Source organism: Helicobacter pylori (genome assembly GCF_006440215.1).
Lineage (GTDB): Bacteria > Campylobacterota > Campylobacteria > Campylobacterales > Helicobacteraceae > Helicobacter > Helicobacter pylori_CS.
This window is the reverse complement of the sequence record NZ_VEZH01000005.1, coordinates 71993-89441: the sequence shown is the minus strand read 5'-3', so window position 1 is coordinate 89441 and position 17449 is coordinate 71993. Positions and strand designations below refer to the sequence as shown.

Here is a 17449-nt window from a genome sequence, read left to right as displayed (position 1 = left end):
AAAAAATGCAAGTGATTCCTTTAAAACCTTTAGACAATAAGACCTTAGAAGAAATCGGCCTAGATTGGCACACTAATGACGACATGTCATCTTATATCGCTGATGAAATGGTGGTTGTTTCTCAAAAAGAAGCGGACGCTTATTATGACGCTTGTAATGAGCTTTATGACATGTTTGTAGAGACGGCTGAAGAGGCCATTAAAAACGATCGCTTTTTTGAATTGGATATTCCTAACGCGCTCATTCCTATGATCAAACAGAGTTTTGAAGAAGAAGTGCATTGGCATATTTACGGGCGTTTTGATTTAGCTGGGGGGCTTGATGGCAAGCCTATTAAATTACTGGAATTTAACGCTGATACCCCCACCATGCTCTATGAAACGGCGCTGATCCAATGGGCGTTACTCAAAGCGAATGGCTATGATGAAAACAAGCAATTCAATAACCTTTATGAAGCGCTTGGCGAGAATTTTAAACGCATGGTAACTTTAGGCGAAGACACGAGCCGTTTTGAGGAAATGTATGAGGGGTGGAAAATCCTTTTTTCAAGCGTTAGGGGGAATATTGAAGAAGAGCGCACCATGCGTTTTTTGCAAGACACTGCTCAGAGCGTGGGGTTTGAAACGGATTTTTCTTACATTGATGAGGTGGAATTTAATATAGAAGAGGGCGTGTTTAAAAACGGCTTGAATTATGAGTTTTTATTCAAACTAATCCCTTGGGAAAACATTGCTATTGACGAGCCAGAATTAGCCCTTTTGATGCAAGGCATGATGGAAAATAAAAACACGATTTTTTTAAACCCCGCTTACACGATCCTTTTCCAATCCAAGCGTTTTTTAAAACTTTTGTGGGACAGATACCCCAACCACCCCTTATTGTTAGAAACGAGATATGAACCTTTGGTCAATAAAAAGCAAATCAAAAAAGTGGCTTTTGGTAGAGAAGGAGCAAATAGTGAAATCTTTGAAGCTTCCATGCAATCGCTTTTGAAAACGGACGGCGTTTATTCTAACCACAAACCCGTTTATCAAGAGTTTTACGAGCTCAATTCGCATAACGGGTTGTATTATCAGCCTAATGTGTTTTTTGCTTATGAATCTTGCGCGCTAGGGTTTAGAAAAGGGGGGTTAATCTTGGATAATTTTTCTAAATTCGTGAGCCACAGGTTGCAATAATGACCGCAACGATGCGTTATTTTCACATCTATGCGACCACTTTTTTCTTCCCTTTGGCGCTTCTTTTTGCCATTAGCGGGCTTTTATTGCTCTTTGGGGTGCGCCAAGACACTGGCGCTACGACAAAAGAGTGGGTTTTAGAAAAATCCTTAAAAAAAGAAGAACGATTGGATTTTTTGAAAGACTTTTTGAAAGAAAACCATGTCGCTATGCCTAAAAAGATAGAGCCTAGAGAGTATAGGGGAGCGTTGGTTATTGGCACGCCTTTGTATGAAATCAACCTTGAAACTAAAGGCACTCAAACAAAAATCAAAACCATTGAAAGGGGTTTTTTAGGCGCGCTCATCATGCTGCATAAGGCTAAGGCGGGCGTTGTGTTTAAGGCGCTTTCGGGGATTTTTTGCGTGTTTTTATTGTTGTTTTATTTGAGCGCGTTTTTAATGGTGGCTTTTAAGGACACTAAACGCATGTTTATAAGCGTTTTGATAGGGAGCATGGTGTTCTTTGGAGCGATCTATTGGTCTTTGTAGGGTTTAAAAACAAAAGGTATTTTTTACAATCAAAGAGCTTGCGTAAAGCAAGCGGCAGTTTCTCATAATGCGCTCTTATGGGGTTATGGGGAGTTTTTGGGGGTTGTAGGGGAATTTCAAAATACCCCCTATCCCTTTATGAGTTTTAAAAATCCCGTTTTTTAAAAATTCAAGCTTATTCATAGTGGAGCAACGCTAAAGGTATTTGAGATTTTCCTCTAGGCTGATGCGAGAGTTTGGGTTTCGCTCTGTATCCCTAATGATAGGGATTTTACAGATTTTGATTTTTAGCGCATCCGCTCACGCACCATGTCTTTAAAGGCACAACTCCTTTGCCCTAGATAGCAATGTTATAGATTTAATAGCATTCATCACAAACGCTAAAGATGTTTGGGGTTTCTGCTTTAGCTCTTAAAACAGAGCCAAATCTTTGAAAAGTTTTGAGTCAAACACGATGATAATTTAGGGGGTTGGTTAAATTTTCAATACCCCCTGAGTTTAGTGAGGTTTTCGCATGCTTGTTTCATGCCTAGCTTACAGCCCTTGTCATAAATCGTTATGGCGTTTTCTTTATCTTTCATGTTGTAATACATGCCCGCTAGAGCGAAGCAACCCACTTCATCGCCCATATCGCAACCCCTTTCATAATTATCAAGGGCTTTCCTCAAGTCTTTTGAAACAGCGTCCCCTTGGGAATACATAAAGCCCATCCTAGAGCAACTCACCGCGCTCCCCATATCGCATGCTTTTTTGAAAAAATCAAAAGCCTCTTGGGGATCTTTTTTGACATACCTGCCTAACATATACATAGAGCCTAAACTCGCGCAACCACCAGAATTGTTTAGAGCACAAGCTTTTTGCAAATAATCAAACGCCACTTCAAAATCTTCATCAAGCCCTGCATCGCCGTTTTCAAACAAACTCCCTAGCGCGTGGCAAGCCTGCCCATCATCCAATCGGCACGCTTTCAAATAATAGATGACGGCTTTATGGTTGCTTTGTTTGACTTCTAAAAAGCCTTTTTCATAAGCCACGCCCAAAACATAACACCCCTTAGCCATATCAAAATTACAGCTTTTTTGATAGTAGGTAACCGCTTGAGCGGCATTGCCTTTGATTTTTCGGTCATAAATAATGCCTAAATTGTAGCAACTCTCAGGGTGTTTTAAAACGCACGCCTTAGCATAAGCGTCAACGGCCTCTTGATAATTTTGAGTCGTGCCTAACCCCTCATCATAAAGCCCCCCTAAACCAAAACACCCTTCCCTATCATCAGCTTGGCATGCGGTTTTATAATATTCTAGGGCTTTTTTATAATCTATTCTAGTGCCTTGCCCGTTTTCATAAATGATTCCTAATTGCGTGCAACCTTCACTCACCCCATCGTTGCATGCTTTTTTAAAATAAGACGCTGCTTTAGAATAATTCCCGCTTTTATAGGCTCTTTCACCAATCCCTAAAAAGCTATTGTCTTGTTTCCCCCATAAATGGGCGTTCAAGCCCCAAAAAAATAACCCACAAACTAATATTTTTAAAATTTTGACACTCATTTTTACCTTCTTTTAAATTCTGATTTTTAGAACCCTTCTTTAATCAAAACAAAAAATGCAACGCTCCATTTTAACATAAATCAAGCGCTTTGATTAAGGCTTAAGAGGATCCTTACGCTCTTCTTTAGGCTCTAAAGAGGTGATGTAAAGGTAAATCGCTTGGATTTCTTCCAAATTGAGATTGTATTTAGGCATCATGCCTTTGCCTAAACTCAGGGCGTCTTTAAAGGTTTTAAAATCTAAATGGTTGATTTTAGGGGCGTAGAGGATTTTTTTTTCGCCTTTTTCATAATAAAAGGTGATTTCTTGTTGTTCGCCTTTAATGCCATGGCATTTCGCGCACGCAACACCCCTAGGGTTTTTATAAAGAGCCATCCCGTATTCTAAATCAGAGATGAAATCCGCTTCTTTAGCGCCTAAAATTAACCACCACCCAAACAAAACTAGCGCGATAAACAAACGCATTAAAACAACTGCGCCTTTTCTAAAATCTCTTTAGCCCCGCTTTGCAAAAACGCTTCTAAAAGCTCTTGAACCAGATCAAGCGCCTTAGTTTTATCCCCTTGCTTTTCTTTAGTGATGACTTCTTTCCCATTAGGCAAGCCTAAAATTGCCTGGATTTTAACCCTATCGCCCATTAAACTCGCATGCACGCCTATAGGGATCTGACACCCCCCATTAAGCCCTTTAATAAACTCCCTTTCTAAATGGCAGCAAAACGCGCTTTCTGTGTCATTGAGTTTTTGAAGCGTGGCAAAATGCTTGTGGTTTTTGAGCATTTCTACCCCTAAAGCCCCCTGACCCATGCTGGGAATCATTTCTTCCACGCTAAAAGCCTTGCGGTATTTCGCTCCTTGAATTTCTAGGCGGCATAACCCGGCTTCAGCTAAAATGATAGCGTCAAATTCACCGCATTCAAGTTTTTTCAAACGGGTTTGGACATTCCCCCTTAAGCTTTCTGTATCTAAATCCTGGCGCTTCAGTTTGATCTGCATGGAACGCCTTAAAGAAGTCGTGCCAACCTTGGCTCCTTTAGGCAAGCTCATCAAATCAGGGAATTTCACGCTCAAAAAAGTGTCCCTCACATCAGCCCTTTTGGTGATGCATGCCAAGTCCAACCCCTTTTCAAACACGACCGGCACATCTTTTAAAGAATGCACCGCCAAATCAATTTCGCCTTTTAAAAGCAATTCTTCTAATTCCTTAGTGAATAGCCCCTTACCGCCGATCTTATTTAAAGGGGTGTCTAAGATTTTATCGCCCTTAGTCTTAACGATTTGAATTTCGCTTTCTATAGAGCATTCTTTTTTCAGGCGTTCTTTAATGTGATTCGCTTGCCATAAGGCTAATTCGCTCCCCCTAGAGCCAATCACTAATTTTTCCACTCACTCCCCCTTATTCGTTCGCTAACATTTCTAAAATTTTTTCTTCTAATTCGGCGTCTTTAAGCGTTTGTTTTTCTAAATTAGCGCGTTTGATGCATTCAAATTCTTTATTCTCTAAAGTTTGCTTCCCAATAATGAGCGCCAATCGTTCCCCAATCAATTCAAAATCTCTCATCTTTGCCCCAAAACGCGCGTCTCTGTCATCTAACAGCGCATCAACGCCCTTTTGGAGCAGCCTTTCATACACTTCAAAAGCGAGTTTTTTTTGCACTTCATCTTTCCAATTAGAAACCACGATCACCACATCAAAAGGAGCGGTGTTTTTCGTCCATACACAGCCTAAATCATCGCTTTTTTGCTCTAAAATCGCGCTGAGCAATCGGCTAATGCCTATCCCATAGCACCCCATTTCAAAAAACCGCTCCTTACCATTCTTATCCAAGAAACTAGCCTTCAAACTTTTAGCATAGCCTTGCCCGAGTTTGAAAATATGCCCCACTTCCAAACTCTTATGGTATTTCAACGCTCCTTGACAATTAGGGCAACAATCGCTTTCTTTAACCTGGACAATATCCGCATAAACAAGATTTTCAAACCCTTTTAAATCCACGCCCACCGCATGAAAATCCTTTTCATTAGCCCCAGCGATCAAGCAATCGCCCTCTTTTAAATCTCCATCAAAAATAATGTAAGAAACATGCTTTTTCAAGCCATAAGGCCCTATAAAACCCGCTATCAACCCTGCGTCGTTTAAATCTTCTTCATTGGCCTCTCTTAATTCTAAAGCGTTCGCTCCTATAATGTTCAAGGCGTTTAGGGCTTTAACTTCCTCTAAATTGTCATCGCCCCTAACAAAAAAGCACGCTAGGGTTTCTTTATCTTTATGGATCACCTTTTTCACAAGCGCTTTTAGAACAAAATAAGGCTCTGTTTTAAAAAACTCCGCCACGCTTTGCGCACTAGTGGTATTAGGGGTAGGGAATTTCGCTAATTGCGCTTTTGGGACATTCAAAGGCTCAAGCCTTTTAGAGCGTTTAGCGATTTCAATGTTGGCGGCATAATCGCAATTTTGACACACCACGATCGTGTCTTCCCCGCATTCTGTTAAAACGACAAATTCCCTGCTTTTACTCCCCCCAATCGCCCCGCTATCCGCTTCCACAATACGAAAATCCAAACCCAAATCGCTTAAAATCTCTTTATAAGCGCTTTGCGTGTTTAAAAATTCCTTATCCAAGCTCTCAGCGTCTTCATGAAAGCTATAACCATCTTTCATGATAAATTCCCTCGCTCTCACCAGCCCGAATCGAGGGCGGATTTCATCACGGAATTTCGTGTGGATTTGATAGAGATGGACGGGTAATTGCTTGTAGCTTTTGATGAAATTAGCGGCAATTTCGGTGATATTTTCTTCTAAAGTGGGGCTTAAAACAAAATCATTGTCTTTTCGGTCTTTAAAAACCAGTAATTCCTTGCCGTATTTATCCAAACGGCCTGATTTTTCCCACAAACTCGCCAAAACCACAAAACTCATTAAAATATTTTGCGCCCCATGCTCTTGCATGCGTTTGTGCGTGATGTTTTCTATTTTGTCTAGCACTTTTTTAGCTAAGGGCAGGAAATTATAAATCCCGCTGCCTACTTGATAAATGTATCCTGCTTGAGCTAAGTGTTTATGGCTTTTTAACACGGCATCTTTAGGGGGTTCTTTGAGAGTGGGGGCAAAAAGTTTTGAAAACAGCATGCATTATTCCTCGTAATATTCGCATTTATAGAGATTCAAATTCTGGGCATGGCTAGCGTTAGATTTGTCTAAATTAAACAAGTTTTTAATCGCGCCCACAAGCACATCGGATTCTTCTTTTTGAGCGTTCTTTTTTAAAGCGATAGTAGGGTGGTGTAAAAAAGTATTGAAAGCGTTGTGCAAGATCTTTTCAATATTGCTTTCGTATTCTTTAGGCACATAGCGTTTTTTGAGCGCCTTTTGCAATTCCTTTTGGGCTGAAATCCTAGCCAATTCCCTTAAATCCTTAATCACAGGCTCTACTTCTAAACTTTGGATCCATTGGTAAAATTCCATCGTGGCAAGCCCTACAATCTCATAAGCTTTCGTCCTGCTCTCTTGCCTGTTTTCCACATTTTCCCTCACCATAGGCTCTAAATCATCCACGCTGTATAAGAAAATATTATTGAATATCGGCTTTTCAATATTTCGTGGCACGGCTAAATCAAACCAAAAACGCCTGAAAATCGTTTCTTTTAACATGCGATTTTGCACGATAAAATGCGGCGAAGAAGTGGCGCAAAAAAGCAATTCGTATTCATTGATATAAGCGCTTAAATTTTCTATATTTTGAAAGCCCACTTTTTTAGGCTCTTCTAATTCTTTGATGAAATCTTCAAATTTAGCCGCATTACGCCCTAAGATGAGCGCTTCAAATTGCTTGTTTAAAAGGTGTTTGATAACTAATTGAGCCATCTCGCCAAGCCCTATCACAAGGGCTTTTTTATCCTTAATCCTTTCTTTTTCAAAAATATTAAGCGCTTCTTTGACCGCCACTGAAGAGATGGAAACCCCTTGCTTGGAAATGCCGGTTAAATTGCGCACTTTAGCGGCGCATTTGAAAGCAAAATGGAGCAATCGGGTTAAATCTTTGGAGCAAAATTTCTCTTCAAAAGCGAATTTATAGGCGTTTTTCATCTGCCCTGTGATTTGAGTTTCTCCCACCACTAGGCTATCTAAACTGCTGCACACGCTAAAGACATGATGGACTGCGCTTTCATCAGTGTTCATTAAAACGCATTTTTCTAAATCAGACACGCTCATTTTTTTATTTTGAGCCAAAATTTTCAATAACGCGCTTTTTTGTTCGTTAGCGTGAGCACCATGCCTTAGGCTCGCATAGATTTCAAAGCGATTGCATGTGGATAGCACCATGCACTCTTTGATGTTAGGGCAATGGTTTTTAATGGTTTGTAAAAATTCTCTAAGCATTGCGGGCGAATTGATAGCGAGTTTTTCTCGCATTTCCAAGCTCATGCTTTTATGCGTAAAGGCTAGGGTGAAATATTTTGACAAATGAGTTTCTAACTCCATTAAAAAGTCCTATAAATGACATCTTGCGCTAGTTTTTCTAAAATCAAATTGTTTTCCCCTTTAATGGCTTCAAGAGCCTTTTTAGAATAAACTTGAGCGGTTTTAAGGGTTTCTTCTATGATACCATATTGCTTGAATTTTTCCTTAGTCCATTCTATGATTTCATGGCTATCTTGTTTAAAATAAGAAATTAAAAGCCCTTGATCGTGCTGATTTAATTTTTCGTATAAAAGCAAGTAGGGTAAAGTGGTCTTGCCTTCTTTAAAATCGCTGAAATTGGGCTTGCCTAAAGTTTTGGCGTCTTGAGTGATGTCTAATAAATCATCAATGATTTGAAACGCCATGCCAAAATTCAATCCAAAATCCGCATACATTTTTGCGTCTTTATCCAAAAGAATCGCCATGCTCTTTAAACTCGCTTCTATGAAATGAGCGGTCTTGTCTTCTAAAATGCACCAGTATTTTTGCTTGTCGCTATTAAAACTTCCCCCCACAAACACATCTTCAATCTCGCCTCTAGAGAGCCTTAAAACCGCATTAGAGAGAGCTTTGGCGATGGATTTACCCATTTTAGATAGTTCAAAAAAGGCTTTGGAATAAAACACATCCCCAAGCATCACGGCGTTAAAATTGCCAAAAAGAGCGTTAATGCTGGGGAGTTTTCGGCGCATGGTCGCCTTATCAATCACATCATCATGCAATAAAGAAGCGGTCTGTATCATTTCCACAATCGCGCACAAATTGAAAGCTTTATCCAATAAAATAGCGTCTGTTTTTTCGTCTAATAAAGCGAGCATGAGTTTGGAGCGCAACATTTTTGAAGGGCCGATCTTAGAAAACAATTCATCTATAAAGCCGCTTTCAATTTCTTTGATCCAAGAAGCGATTTTATTTTGAATGGTTTTAAGTTGTTTTTCTTGCATGCGAATTCCTTAAGGCTCTTTAGGAGAAAAAACAAGGGGCATAAGGGCTAAAAGCCTTAAAGCGGCTTTATCTTCTTTAAAATCTTTAAACACAAGCGACAGAGTGCTGTTAGAAGAAAATTTTTCTTCAAAAACTTTGAGATTATAGGTATTTCTCGCATGATCGGTGTATAAAATAAACTGGTAAGGGAAATGGTTAAAACGCATGTTGATGACTAAACCTTTATTTGCATATAGCGTCCAATAGAGCGTGATTTCTTTGGTTTGTTCATTTGAAGTGTCTTTGATGATCGCTTTAAACACTTCATCTTTTTTTAATTCTAGCGTTTTATCTATCCCATAATCAAGCCCAAACGCCTTTAAAAAAAAGAGGAATATCAAGCCATAGCGGATAAGCTCATTCATTCCCGCTGAGAATATTCGCCATGGATTGGATCACAATGTCTGTTTTCCTGCTCTCTATTTTTTGTTGCAACTCTTCATCAATTCTTAAAGCTTTAGCGAAAGATTCAAACCTTTCTTCTAAGTCTTCTTTTTCTATAAAAGTTTCCAAGAGAGCCAGAAGCTCTAAAAGCCTTTCTAGCTCTTTTTTAGAAAGCTTTTTACTCGCATGAAAAATAATGTCATTCCACTTGTCTAAGGGGTTTCCCTCAAAAATTTCAAGCTCGCTGTAATCTCTCATGCTGGCTTCTTTTTGGTGGCTTAAGCCAAATGGGCTTGCAGCATCCAAATGGATTTTTGCAACTTGGCTAATTGATCGTCTGCATAAGTTACGGTGACTTTATCGCCTTCTTTTTCAGCGGTGTTAGAGAGCTCTTTAAATTCTTTTTCTAGGTGTTTGTAATCGCCTAGAATTTCTTTAAAGATGTCTTTAGAGTGGAAGCTTGTTTTAGTTTCTTCTTTAACGCGAGTGAGTTTGAGCGCTTCAGATAAAGTGACTAAGGGGTGGTGTCCTAATTGAGCGATCCTTTCAGCGAGATCATCAAACATGTCTGCAAATTCTTCATAAATTTCTTCAGTGGCTTTATGCACATTGAAAAAATCGGTGCCTTTCACATTCCAATGGAAGTTATGCACTTTCATAAATAACACGATCGCATCCGCTTGCAAATGTTTTAAAATTTCAAATGTTTTCATCAAAAGTCCTTTTTTTAAAATTGTTTTAGGCTTTTATTTTCATAAAAACCTTGATCGCTATCCTACACCAAAAGAGTTAATGAAAAATTTTTTTGATCTTATTTTTGTCAAATATTGATAAACCCTATTCAATTTAATATTATTTAATATTTTTAAAATTTTGTTTTATAGTAAAACTCATTTTTAAGAGGGATAGTTATCCAAATTAAGAAGCGTTAAGAATCTTAATTTCAAAGGTTTTTTCTTGATTTTCTAATAGCGCAATGCTCCCTTCATGGGCTTTAACCACTTGTAAAGACAGGGCTAACCCTAAGCCATTACCCTTCAATTTGGTGGTTTCAAAAGGCTCAAATAAAGCACTTTTGTTTTCCACTTCCTTACCATTATCAATAATGGTGAAGACGATAAATTCATTTTGAATGAACGCTTCAATCTTCACCTGCCCCTGCTCGCTCTCTTCTAAGGCTTCAATCGCATCAATAGCGTTATACAAGAAATTCTGTAACACAATCCCCATTAAATCAAAGTCAAAAAACCCTTCTTCGTCGCTAAAATTAAAAAGAAAATCAATGTCTTTAGAGTAAGTGTAGCAATTTAGGGCTTCTTTGAGATCGCTCTCTAGCGTTTTCAAACTTTGCTTGGTGCGGTTGGCTTGAATGCCTTTAGAAAAAAGCAAGGTGGCTTTAATGATTCTTTCCACGCGCCATAAAGCTTTTTGCAATTCTACAACAATGGGCTTAGTCTTTTCGTTCGCATGCTTTAATAACACCGAAGCTAAAAGAGAGATAGAGCCTACAGGGTTTCTGATCTCATGGGCTAAATGCGCTGAAATTTTCCCCATAGAAGCGAGCCGCTCTTGGCGTTTTTGAGCGCTAATATCGGTTGCGGTGATGATTTGCTTGCCTTGAATGCTGTTTTGCTGGACTAAATAGCTTTTATTTTCATGTTCAATTTCAGTGTTAAAATTTTCTAATTTAGCCTTATTGAACACCTCATGGCTTTGATTGGCTAAAGAATTTTTATAAAAAAAGCTCCCGTTTTCATTCATTACCCAAATGGCTTGCGGTAAAATCTCTATGACCCATTCATAAAGGGCTTTATAATCCTTAAATTCCTTTTCCACCTTGTAGCTTTGCAAAATAAATTGGTTTAAAAGCCCTAGCAATTCTTGCATGTCTTTTTTATTGGAAAAATTTTCTAATAGATCTTCGCTCTCTTTGGGTTTAAAATTTTCTAATGAAATCACATTGTCTTCCTTTTTTAACAACCCCTTGAAAGAAGAAGTCTTATCAGAGCGTTTCAAATAGGGACGCTTTAAATAAGGGCGTTTTAAGCGCTTGGATTTTTTCATGGTTTTTGTTTTTCTTGCTCTTTTAAGAAATTAAACAGCATTTCGCTATAACCAAAATTCCCGCTCAATTCTTTAGAGAGGGTGTCCTTATACATGGACGCATAAATTTCATCGCCTGGGGCTTTAGGATACAAAGGGTTATCCATTTTCATAGCGCTATCTAGCATGAATTTTAAAAGCAGCGCTTCAAAAGAATCGGTTTGTTCTTTGAGGAGCTTGTCGTTTTTATTTTGAGCTAGCGCTTTTAATTTCTCTTCGCTCGCTAATTTAGAAACGTTGTATTGCTCTAACATGGCTTTATTGTTGTTTATCATAGTATCTCCATTTCAGCGCTAATCGCGCCGCTTTTTTTTAGGGCTTGCAAGATTGAAACCATCCCCTTAGCACTCACGCCAATTTTTTGTAAGGCTTTTACCACCCCGGCAATGGTGATGCTTTTCCCGTTAGAACTCAGCGTGTTGTGAGCGGTGTCTAAGGACATGTTATGGTCTAAATCCTGCGTGTTTTTAGAATCATTTAATGGCTCTTTAGTGATTTTAAGCGTGATGTCTTGGCTTGTAACCACTATCGGATGCACTATTATATCCACTCCTGAAACGATCGTGCCTGATTTTTCATCTACAATGATCTTATTTTTCGCGCTGTAATTAATAGGGATTTCTTGCACTAAGGCTAAAAACTCCACCATAGAAAGACGCTCTGGGCGAGTGATTTGAATGGTTTTTGGATCTAGCGCTATGGCTACTTTATTGCCAAACACCTTATTTAAAGTGTTTTGCACTTGGATAGCGTTTTTAAAATTAGGGTTTTTTAGGCTCAAAACCATGGCGTTTTTATGGAACAAATCATACGAAACTTCCCTTTCAATAGTCGCCCCGTTAATGATATGGGCTGAGAGCAAGTTATTAGAATTACCCAAAGTGATAGCCCCTTGAGCGAGGGCGTAAATATTCCCATCCACCGCATTTAAAGGGGTCATCACCAAAGTCCCTCCTTGAATGGATTTTGCATCCCCAATAGAAGAAATTTGAACATCAATTTTATCGCCCTGTCTTGCAAAGGGGGGTAAGGAGGCTGTAATCATCACTGCAGCGACATTTTTAGATTTAATATCATCTGCAGAGATTTTGACATTCACGCTCTCTAGCATGTTAGAAATGGATTGCATGGTGAATTTTGAGCCGGATTTATCCCCTGTGCCATTTAAGCCAATCACAAGCCCATAACCAATCAGCTGGTTATCCCTTACGCCCACCACGCTCGCTATATCGCCTATTTTTTCGGCCAAAAGCTTGTGGAAAGCTAATACAAAAATAAGCCACAAAAACACCCGTTTCAATCAAACCCTTTCTTTATTCCTTAAATTCTAATTATTTTAGCATAAGCCTTTTATAAAAACTTTAAACTTAATTGAGTGCATTTTTATGCTATACTCAAAAATCTTATAAACTTTAAATCAAAGATTTTAATTTTAGCCTTTTATTAGCTTTTTATAAAGTTTCAAATTAAATTGAGGTATGAATCTCCCATGGAATTGAATCAACCACCACTCCCTACAGAAATTGATGATGACGCTTATCATAAGCCGAGTTTTAATGATTTGGGCTTAAAAGAATCGGTTTTAAAATCCGTTTATGAAGCCGGTTTCACTTCCCCAAGCCCCATTCAAGAAAAGGCCATTCCGGCTGTTTTGCAAGGCAGAGATGTCATCGCGCAAGCCCAAACAGGCACAGGAAAAACCGCCGCTTTCGCTCTGCCCATTATCAACAACCTTAAAAACAACCACACCATAGAGGCCTTAGTGATCACGCCCACCAGAGAATTAGCCATGCAAATTAGCGATGAGATTTTCAAACTAGGCAAACACACTAGGACTAAAACCGTGTGCGTGTATGGAGGCCAGAGCGTTAAAAAACAATGCGAATTTATTAAGAAAAACCCCCAAGTGATGATCGCTACACCAGGAAGGTTGTTGGATCATTTAAAAAACGAACGCATCCATAAATTTGTGCCTAAAGTGGTCGTTTTAGATGAAAGCGATGAAATGCTGGATATGGGGTTTTTAGACGATATTGAAGAGATTTTTGACTACCTCCCTAGCGAAGCGCAGATTTTGCTTTTTTCAGCCACGATGCCAGAGCCGATTAAAAGATTAGCGGATAAGATTTTAGAAAACCCTATTAAAATCCATATCGCTCCTTCTAATATCACTAACACTGACATCACCCAACGCTTTTATGTGATCAATGAACATGAGAGGGCTGAAGCGATCATGCGCCTTTTAGACACCCAAGCCCCCAAAAAGAGCATTGTTTTCACGCGCACCAAAAAAGAAGCCGATGAATTGCACCAATTCCTTGCTTCTAAAAATTACAAAAGCACCGCCTTGCATGGGGATATGGATCAAAGGGATCGGCGCGCTTCTATCATGGCGTTTAAAAAAAATGACGCTGATGTGTTGGTGGCTACAGATGTGGCGAGCCGTGGGCTAGACATTAGCGGTGTAAGCCATGTGTTCAATTACCACTTGCCCCTAAATACCGAGAGCTATATCCATCGCATTGGGAGAACCGGGCGAGCGGGCAAAAAAGGCATGGCGATCACTTTAGTAACCCCCTTAGAATACAAAGAGCTTTTACGCATGCAAAAAGAAATTGATTCAGAGATTGAACTTTTTGAGATCCCCACCATTAACGAAAATCAGATCATCAAAACCTTACATGACGCTAAAGTGTCTGAAGGGATCATCAGTCTTTATGAGCAGCTTACCGAAATTTTTGAGCCGTCTCAATTGGTTTTAAAACTTTTGAGTTTGCAGTTTGAAACCAGCAAAATTGGCTTAAACCAGCAAGAAATTGACGCGATTCAAAACCCTAAAGAAAAAACGCCAAAAACCCCTAACAAAAAAACGCACCAGCATGAGCAAACGCGTTCTTTCAAAAAGGGCCAGCACAAAGACAGACACCCTAAAACAAACCACCATTCTAAAAAACCCAAACGCCGTTAAAATATTTAAAAAGGAAATCCATGCCCATTGATTTGAACGAACATTTAAAAAAGAAAAATTCTCAAAAAGAAACCCCCACGCCTAATACGCCTAATAATGGGGGGCGTTTCATCCCGCCGTCTAATTCTTTTAATTCTAAAAAACTATCGGTTTTAATTGTCATTGTTCTTTTAGGCGTTATCGCTTTTTTGGCCAAGCCTTTTGAAGTGATTAGCTCAGGAGAAATTGGCATTAAAATCACCGCTGGGAAATACGAACCCACCCCCTTACAGCCAGGAATCCACTTTTTTGTGCCTATCATTCAAGACATTCTCATTGTGGATACAAGGATTAGAAATATCAATTTTTCACGCACCGAAGACATGGGCGTGGCGGGTAAAAACCAAGGGATTTTTAGAAACGACGCTATTAACGTGATGGATAGTAGGGGTTTGACCGTTTCTATTGAACTCACCGTGCAATACCGCTTAAACCCTCAAACCACCCCTCAAACGATCGCTACTTATGGCTTGTCTTGGGAGCAAAAAATCATCAACCCTGTGGTGCGCGATGTGGTGCGATCTGTCGTGGGGCGCTATCCGGCTGAAGATTTACCCATTAAGCGCAACGAAATCGCCGCTCTTATTAATAGCGGTATCAATAAAGAAGTTTCTAAGCTCCCCAACACCCCTGTGGAATTAAGCTCTATCCAATTGAGAGAAATCGTCTTGCCCGCTAAGATCAAAGAGCAAATTGAAAAAGTCCAAATCGCGCGCCAAGAATCAGAAAGGGTGAAATACGAGGTGGAGCGCTCCAAGCAAGAAGCTCAAAAACAAGCCGCTCTGGCTAAAGGGGAAGCGGACGCTAACAGGATTAAGGCTCAAGGCGTGGCGGATGCGATCGTGATTGAAGCTAAGGCGAAATCTCAAGCTAATTTAAGCATTTCGCAAAGTTTGAGCGACAAGCTTTTAAGGCTGCGCCAAATTGAAGTTCAAGGCCAGTTTAATGAAGCGTTAAAAACGAACAACAACGCTCAAATCATGCTCACTCCAGGCGGGGCTGTGCCTAATATTTGGATTGACACTAAAAGCAAGGTTAAATCTAGTATTGCCGAGACTAAAGAGCCTTAAAAACGCATGGCATCTCTTGCCTTTGTCCAAGCTTTTTTGGAGTCTTTTAAGGGATTTTTAAGCCAAGCGACTTTAATTAGCGTTTTAATAGCGAGCGTTTTAATCCTTTTTTGCGCAATTTTGCTCCTTTTGGCTCTGCTTTTAAGAAACCGCTGGGCTAGCTATATAATGACAGCAGCTTTTTTGGGCACGTTTTTAAGCATGCCTTTTGTTTTGAATGTTTTACTCACTCAAGCAATTTATCCCATAGAAACACGCATCTTACACGCTAACCCTTTAAGCTATAGCAACGCCTTTTCTTTGCAAGTGGGAGTCAAAAACTATTCCAAATTCAGTTTAAACAAATGCGTTTTACGCCTAGAAGTCCTTAAAAACCCTCACAATTTTGTAGAAGAGCATGCTTTTAAATGGTTTGTCAAAAAAAGCTATGAAAAAACCTTTAAGGAAAAGATTTTGCCTGAAGAATCCAAGGTCTTTTCATTCTTTATTGACAACTACCCTTATTCAAAAACAGCCCCCTATCAAGTTTCTTTGTTTTGTTTATAAAAAACTAAAAGATAACGCCCAAGATAACATTCATTATAAAAGCGATTAAAAGACGCTAAAAGCATAAATTTTTAAATAAAACTTTTAAAGCCTGGATTCTAACAAACGCTTCGTATAAGCGTGCTTAGGGTTATCAAACACCTCTTTAATAGCACCCATTTCTACGACTTTCCCCTCACTTATCACTAACACCTTATCGCAAAACGCTTTGATCACATCTAAATCATGGCTGATAAACAAATAGCTCAAATCCTGCTTTTCTTGTAAATTCAACAACAATTCCAACACGCTTTTTTGAATGCTCTTATCTAAAGCAGAGGTTGGCTCATCTAAAAGAATGATTTTAGGTTTTAAGGCAATCGCTCTAGCGATCGCCACTCTTTGGCGTTCCCCTCCACTGAGCTCATAAGCGTAAAAGTTGAGCAATTCAGGGTTTAAACACACTTCTTCTAAACAAAGTTTTGCGAGATGGTGCCATTCTTTTTTGGAAGCTTTAGGGTAAGCAAAGCGCAAAGCTTCTGTTAAAATGCTTTGAATGCTTAAGCGAGGGTTTAATGAGGCGTAAGGGTCTTGAAACACCATTTGCAAAATCTTGCGGTAGGGTTTGAACGCCTTAGAATTTAAAGGCCCCACGCTTTGGCCTAAAATCTTTTCTTCCCCGCTGTTTAAAGCGAGTTTTAAAAGCCCCAACGCTAGAGAGCTTTTCCCGCTCCCGCTTTCGCCAATGATGCCGATGTTTTCTTTGGCTTTGAGGGAAAAATTGACTGATGCGATAAGGGGTTTTTTTAAAGAAGTTCTAAAGAAGCGTTTTTGCAAGTAATAAACGCTAAAATCTTTTACTTCTAAAAGCGTCTCATCTAGCGCTTTTAAATTTTTAGCGGGCAAGTTTGAAGCTTGAATCAAGAGCTTTGAATATTCGTGCTTAGGGTCATTAAAAAGATCTTTAGTCAAATTGGTTTCTACGATCTCGCCTTTTTTTAGCACATAAACCCTATCAGCCAAGCGTTTGACCGCTTTTAAATCATGGCTAATGAACAAAAGGGCGATGTTTTTTTCTACGCTCAATTGCTTGAGCAAGTCTAAAATCTGGTTTTGGATTTGCGCATCTAATGCGGTGGTAGGCTCATCGCAAATGAGCAGTTTGGGCGCATTAATAATGCCCATAGCGATACACACCCTTTGGCACTGCCCTCCGCTCAATTCATAAGGGTAACGATCCAAAAATTTTTCATCTAATTGGACTTGTTTCATGGCGTTTAAAACTTTTTCTTTAAGGAGCGTTTTAGAAGCGTTTTTATGGTGTAAAAAATAGGCTTCACTCATTTGTTTGCCGATTTTATGCAAGGGGTTCAGGCTGGATAGGGGGTCTTGAGCGATGTAAGCGATCGCATTACCCCTTAAATGTTGCATAAACGCTTCGCTTTCTTTTAAAAGGTTGGTTGTTTCAAACAGCACTTCCCCATTATGGGGCTTGAATCTAGGGTTTAAACGCATGATGATATTAGCGATAGAGCTTTTCCCACTCCCGCTCTCGCCCACGATCGCCACCCTTTCGCTAGGATTTAACGAAATATTGATGTTTTGGAGCGAAAAATGCGCGTTTAAAACGCAGTTCAAGTTTTTGATTTCTAGCATG

Annotated in this window: 18 protein-coding genes; 5 read left to right on the top strand and 13 right to left on the bottom strand. The window is 39.5% G+C overall.

Annotated elements, in window-relative coordinates; all coding sequences use genetic code 11:
• Nucleotides 1–5 precede the first annotated feature (5 nt).
• Nucleotides 6–1178: a glutathionylspermidine synthase family protein gene (locus tag FIM44_RS03605; RefSeq protein WP_140579117.1), complete on the top strand. Its 1173-nt coding sequence runs from the start codon at nucleotides 6–8 to the stop codon at nucleotides 1176–1178.
• On the top strand, nucleotides 1178–1708 hold the full coding sequence (locus FIM44_RS03600) for a hypothetical protein (RefSeq protein WP_140579116.1): 531 nt from the start codon (nucleotides 1178–1180) through the stop codon (nucleotides 1706–1708). The genes FIM44_RS03605 and FIM44_RS03600 overlap by 1 nt, the downstream gene beginning before the upstream one ends.
• Before the next feature lie 482 nt (nucleotides 1709–2190).
• Here FIM44_RS03600 and hcpE read toward each other — a convergent pair whose 3' ends face one another.
• The 12 genes from hcpE to flgI form a co-directional block, all read right to left on the bottom strand.
• Nucleotides 2191–3258 (bottom strand): Sel1-like repeat protein HcpE, encoded by a 1068-nt coding sequence (gene hcpE, locus FIM44_RS03595; RefSeq protein WP_140579115.1) that lies wholly within the window; start codon nucleotides 3256–3258, stop codon nucleotides 2191–2193.
• A 93-nt stretch (nucleotides 3259–3351) separates the two neighbouring features.
• Nucleotides 3352–3723 (bottom strand): c-type cytochrome, encoded by a 372-nt coding sequence (locus FIM44_RS03590; protein ID WP_140499339.1) that lies wholly within the window; start codon nucleotides 3721–3723, stop codon nucleotides 3352–3354.
• Entirely contained in the window at nucleotides 3723–4643 is a 921-nt protein-coding gene (gene hemC, locus FIM44_RS03585) for a hydroxymethylbilane synthase (protein WP_140579114.1), read from the bottom strand. Before hemC ends, FIM44_RS03590 begins: the two co-directional genes overlap by 1 nt.
• 10 nt (nucleotides 4644–4653) lie before the next feature.
• Nucleotides 4654–6387 carry a proline--tRNA ligase gene (gene proS / locus FIM44_RS03580; protein WP_140579113.1) on the bottom strand — a complete coding sequence of 578 codons (1734 nt, stop codon included), beginning with the start codon at nucleotides 6385–6387 and terminating at the stop codon, nucleotides 4654–4656.
• Nucleotides 6388–6390: 3 nt separating this feature from the next.
• Entirely contained in the window at nucleotides 6391–7740 is a 1350-nt protein-coding gene (hemA, locus tag FIM44_RS03575) for a glutamyl-tRNA reductase (RefSeq protein WP_140579112.1), read from the bottom strand.
• The gene (locus FIM44_RS03570) at nucleotides 7740–8663 is read right to left on the bottom strand and encodes a polyprenyl synthetase family protein (RefSeq protein ID WP_140579111.1); all 924 of its coding nucleotides are present in this window, start codon (nucleotides 8661–8663) and stop codon (nucleotides 7740–7742) included. Before FIM44_RS03570 ends, hemA begins: the two co-directional genes overlap by 1 nt.
• A gap of 9 nt (nucleotides 8664–8672) precedes the next feature.
• Nucleotides 8673–9068, bottom strand: coding sequence for a hypothetical protein (locus FIM44_RS03565; RefSeq protein WP_001004080.1), 396 nt, complete (start codon nucleotides 9066–9068; stop codon nucleotides 8673–8675).
• On the bottom strand, nucleotides 9061–9345 hold the full coding sequence (locus FIM44_RS03560) for a DUF2018 family protein (RefSeq protein ID WP_024773878.1): 285 nt from the start codon (nucleotides 9343–9345) through the stop codon (nucleotides 9061–9063). The genes FIM44_RS03565 and FIM44_RS03560 overlap by 8 nt, the downstream gene beginning before the upstream one ends.
• A 20-nt stretch (nucleotides 9346–9365) precedes the next feature.
• Nucleotides 9366–9800, bottom strand: coding sequence for a DNA starvation/stationary phase protection protein (gene dps / locus FIM44_RS03555; RefSeq protein ID WP_000846456.1), 435 nt, complete (start codon nucleotides 9798–9800; stop codon nucleotides 9366–9368).
• A gap of 205 nt (nucleotides 9801–10005) precedes the next feature.
• Nucleotides 10006–11151: an acid survival sensor histidine kinase gene (gene flgS, locus FIM44_RS03550; RefSeq protein WP_140579110.1), complete on the bottom strand. Its 1146-nt coding sequence runs from the start codon at nucleotides 11149–11151 to the stop codon at nucleotides 10006–10008.
• Entirely contained in the window at nucleotides 11148–11465 is a 318-nt protein-coding gene (locus FIM44_RS03545; RefSeq protein WP_000609401.1) for a hypothetical protein, read from the bottom strand. The genes flgS and FIM44_RS03545 overlap by 4 nt, the downstream gene beginning before the upstream one ends.
• Nucleotides 11462–12490, bottom strand: a complete 1029-nt coding sequence (flgI, locus tag FIM44_RS03540; RefSeq protein ID WP_120926916.1) for a flagellar basal body P-ring protein FlgI — start codon at nucleotides 12488–12490, stop codon at nucleotides 11462–11464. The genes FIM44_RS03545 and flgI overlap by 4 nt, the downstream gene beginning before the upstream one ends.
• A gap of 189 nt (nucleotides 12491–12679) precedes the next feature.
• Here flgI and FIM44_RS03535 point away from each other — a divergent pair, with 189 nt between their 5' ends.
• The 3 genes from FIM44_RS03535 to FIM44_RS03525 are packed head-to-tail and all read left to right on the top strand — an operon-like array spanning nucleotide 12680 to nucleotide 15813.
• A complete protein-coding gene (locus FIM44_RS03535; protein ID WP_140579124.1) occupies nucleotides 12680–14158 on the top strand; it encodes a DEAD/DEAH box helicase in 1479 nt (492 codons plus the stop codon).
• Nucleotides 14159–14178: 20 nt separating this feature from the next.
• Nucleotides 14179–15267, top strand: a complete 1089-nt coding sequence (locus tag FIM44_RS03530; RefSeq protein WP_001121057.1) for a prohibitin family protein — start codon at nucleotides 14179–14181, stop codon at nucleotides 15265–15267.
• Between the two features lie 6 nt (nucleotides 15268–15273).
• A complete protein-coding gene (locus FIM44_RS03525; RefSeq protein WP_140579109.1) occupies nucleotides 15274–15813 on the top strand; it encodes a DUF2393 domain-containing protein in 540 nt (179 codons plus the stop codon).
• Between the two features lie 84 nt (nucleotides 15814–15897).
• Here the strand turns inward: FIM44_RS03525 and nikE are convergent, their stop codons facing one another.
• Nucleotides 15898–17448, bottom strand: coding sequence for a nickel ABC transporter ATP-binding protein NikE (gene nikE, locus FIM44_RS03520; protein WP_140579108.1), 1551 nt, complete (start codon nucleotides 17446–17448; stop codon nucleotides 15898–15900).
• Nucleotide 17449 lies beyond the last annotated feature (1 nt).

Bases quoted from the DNA above. Each gene is read 5' to 3' on its own strand.
- FIM44_RS03570 (WP_140579111.1), bottom strand. From the start codon at position 8,663: ATGCAAGAAAAACAACTTAAAACCATTCAAAATAAAATCGCTTCTTGG.
- FIM44_RS03525 (WP_140579109.1), top strand. From the start codon at position 15,274: ATGGCATCTCTTGCCTTTGTCCAAGCTTTTTTGGAGTCTTTTAAGGGA.
- flgS (WP_140579110.1), bottom strand. From the start codon at position 11,151: ATGAAAAAATCCAAGCGCTTAAAACGCCCTTATTTAAAGCGTCCCTAT.
- FIM44_RS03565 (WP_001004080.1), bottom strand. From the start codon at position 9,068: ATGAATGAGCTTATCCGCTATGGCTTGATATTCCTCTTTTTTTTAAAG.
- hcpE (WP_140579115.1), bottom strand. From the start codon at position 3,258: ATGAGTGTCAAAATTTTAAAAATATTAGTTTGTGGGTTATTTTTTTGG.
- FIM44_RS03535 (WP_140579124.1), top strand. From the start codon at position 12,680: ATGGAATTGAATCAACCACCACTCCCTACAGAAATTGATGATGACGCT.
- nikE (WP_140579108.1), bottom strand. From the start codon at position 17,448: ATGCTAGAAATCAAAAACTTGAACTGCGTTTTAAACGCGCATTTTTCG.
- proS (WP_140579113.1), bottom strand. From the start codon at position 6,387: ATGCTGTTTTCAAAACTTTTTGCCCCCACTCTCAAAGAACCCCCTAAA.
- FIM44_RS03545 (WP_000609401.1), bottom strand. From the start codon at position 11,465: ATGATAAACAACAATAAAGCCATGTTAGAGCAATACAACGTTTCTAAA.
- FIM44_RS03605 (WP_140579117.1), top strand. From the start codon at position 6: ATGCAAGTGATTCCTTTAAAACCTTTAGACAATAAGACCTTAGAAGAA.
- FIM44_RS03600 (WP_140579116.1), top strand. From the start codon at position 1,178: ATGACCGCAACGATGCGTTATTTTCACATCTATGCGACCACTTTTTTC.
- FIM44_RS03560 (WP_024773878.1), bottom strand. From the start codon at position 9,345: ATGAGAGATTACAGCGAGCTTGAAATTTTTGAGGGAAACCCCTTAGAC.
- hemA (WP_140579112.1), bottom strand. From the start codon at position 7,740: ATGGAGTTAGAAACTCATTTGTCAAAATATTTCACCCTAGCCTTTACG.
- dps (WP_000846456.1), bottom strand. From the start codon at position 9,800: ATGAAAACATTTGAAATTTTAAAACATTTGCAAGCGGATGCGATCGTG.
- FIM44_RS03590 (WP_140499339.1), bottom strand. From the start codon at position 3,723: ATGCGTTTGTTTATCGCGCTAGTTTTGTTTGGGTGGTGGTTAATTTTA.
- FIM44_RS03530 (WP_001121057.1), top strand. From the start codon at position 14,179: ATGCCCATTGATTTGAACGAACATTTAAAAAAGAAAAATTCTCAAAAA.